This is a genomic window from Massilia sp. CT11-108 (assembly GCF_047302915.1).
In the GTDB taxonomy this organism is placed as follows: Bacteria; Pseudomonadota; Gammaproteobacteria; order Burkholderiales; family Burkholderiaceae_D; genus Telluria; species Telluria orientalis.
On the sequence record NZ_JBKYMO010000787.1, the window covers coordinates 1 to 1,833 of the forward strand.

General features: G+C 60.4%; 2 protein-coding genes. Both read right to left on the reverse strand.

The window, feature by feature from the left end; all coding sequences use genetic code 11:
• Positions 1-89: 89 nt before the first annotated feature.
• The gene (ltrA, locus tag ACEN88_RS30675) at positions 90-1,451 is read right to left on the reverse strand and encodes a group II intron reverse transcriptase/maturase (RefSeq protein WP_413345805.1); all 1,362 of its coding nucleotides are present in this window, start codon (positions 1,449-1,451) and stop codon (positions 90-92) included.
• 57 nt (positions 1,452-1,508) lie between these two features.
• The coding region (locus ACEN88_RS30680) for a hypothetical protein (RefSeq protein WP_413345803.1) at positions 1,509-1,833 on the reverse strand (325 nt) is incomplete at its 5' end.

Here is a 1,833-nt window from a genome sequence, read left to right on the forward strand (position 1 = left end):
ATCGGCATAGGGGCGGCCAGTTGTCTGGCCGGTCCCCTGCCACACCACCCGGCGTGCGGGTCCGCACCGGGCGGTTCGAGTAGTTGAGGTTAGGTGAGGCGTGGCATGCCAAGACGGTCGAAGTAGGCAATCGTTAGCGCATTGTTCAAGGCAAACTTGCTGTTATGCCACCAGCGACGGCTGTTTCTTGCCACCAGCAGTGCAACGTTCGGTTTTGCCCCTAGCTTCAGCAGTTCACGGTAGATCGTCGTCCCTCGCTTCCAGTGCTTGAGGTGAAGTGCTCGCATCCGGTGCCGCATCCATTCATCCAGCCTGTTTAGGACCTTTGGGGTTTGCGCCAGACCGAAGTAGCCTTTCCATCCCAGCACATAAGAGCGCAGGCTTTCAATCACCTGCATGATGCTGCGTCCGCCGGACCGGCGGGTGAGTTCTCTGATCTTTTGCCGAAACGCCTCCTGCGCCTTCTTCGACACCGCACGTTTTACCTCGCCTTTTCCGGTCATATAAAGCTCGTAGCCGAGAAATTTGCGGCCAAACGCCTGGCTTACCGCACTTTTCGATTCGTTGATCTTCAAGTGCAGCTTGTCATATTGACGCTTGAGCAGAGCCATCACCCGCTCGCCTGCCTTCTGGCTGCGCACGTACACGTTGCAGTCATCGGCATAGCGGGCGAAGCGGTGTCCCCGTCGCTCCAGCTCACGATCCACCTCGTCGAGAAGCACATTGGCCAGTAGCGGAGAAAGCGGACCGCCTTGCGGCGTCCCTTCTCCCCGCTCGAGCACCACGCCGCCATTCATGATGCCCGCGTTCAGGTAGGCGCGCACTAGCCGGATGATTCCGGCGTCCTTCACGCGTTTCCCTAGACGGTCGATCAGAATGTCGTGGTTGACTCGATCGAAGAACTTCGACAGATCGACGTCGACCACGGTGCGGTAGCCCTGCTGCACGTACCACTGTGCTGCAAGCACGGCATCTCGCGCACGACGGCCGGGCCGGAACCCGTGGCTGTGTTCACTAAAAGTGGGATCGATCAGGGGTTGCAGCACCTGCAACAGCGCCTGCTGAATCAAACGGTCGGTCACGGTGGGTATCCCCAGTTCACGCTCGCTCCCGTCCGGCTTCGGTATGCCGACGCGCCGTACCGGCATGGGCCGGTACGTGCCTTCCATCAGTTGCTGCCTGATGGTGGGCCAAGCGTGCTTCAGGCGTTGTCCGGTTTGGGCAATGTCCAGACCGTCGGCGCCTGCGGCTCCCTTGTTCGCCTTCACGCGTTTCCACGCGCGTTGCATGTTCTCCCTCGCGAGCGCTTGCGTGAGCAAGTCTCGCCCTGTGCCTTCCAGTCCCTGTCGCGGGAGCCGTGTTTCATCGCTGGACGCTTGGGACGGGGCTTCACCCCGCCTTGCCGCGACCCGCCCCGCTTTTGCGGGCATCTGATGCCGTACACAGTTCATCGACACGTTGTTGGACACTCCTACTCGTTCGGCCCTTCGCTGAAAAAAAAAAAAAACTCAGCTACTACGGCCTCTGCTGACTTCTCGCTCCGATTTTTTTTTTCGTCGCCCTTTCAGGCGTGAGGCGAGATCTCCCCAGGTAAGAACGCACTCCTTCCCTGCACAACCGCCGGATCTACGCCGCTTCGCCTTGACCACAAGAGCTTCGCGGTTTTTGGCCCGCTCGCCCTGCTCGGCAGCGCCTTGTATCCGATTCTTGTTCATCGGCTCGCAGTTTCGCTCCACGCTTCCTCCCCACAGTCGGTCGCCCTCGTGCAGTTGCGCTTCGCTTCGCTCGCTGTGGTCAGCTCGCGGCGGGACTTCCACCCACAAGAGTGCGCCC